Below are 382 nucleotides of genomic sequence, written 5' to 3' on the forward strand. Positions count from 1 at the left end.
ATCATGATGCAGCCCTCGACGATCAAGGGCGCGGTTGCGAACCCGAACTCGTCGGCCCCGAGCAAGGCACCGATCACCACGTCCCGTCCGGTGCGCATGCCGCCGTCGACCTGAACCGCGATACGCCCGCGCAACCGGTTGAGCACCAGGGTCTGATGGGTCTCGGCCAGACCGATCTCCCAAGGCGATCCCGCGTGCTTGATGGAGGTCAGCGGGCTGGCGCCCGTGCCTCCGTCGTAGCCGGCGATGGTGACGTGGTCTGCATGGGCCTTGGAGACGCCCGCGGCCACCGTTCCGACACCGACCTCGGAGACCAGCTTGACCGAGATGCGGGCCTTCGGATTGACGTTTTTCAGATCGTGGATGAGCTGCGCGAGATCCT

Annotated in this window: 1 protein-coding gene; it reads right to left on the bottom strand. The window is 66.0% G+C overall.

Translation table 11 applies throughout. The features are described 5' to 3' along the window. Positions 1 to 382, bottom strand: a 382-nt coding sequence (locus B4N44_RS04530; RefSeq protein ID WP_296697341.1) for a glutamate synthase-related protein, incomplete at both ends; no start/stop codon positions are given.

The organism is Thiocapsa sp. UBA6158 (assembly GCF_002423035.1).
Taxonomy (GTDB): Bacteria; Pseudomonadota; Gammaproteobacteria; order Chromatiales; family Chromatiaceae; genus Thiocapsa.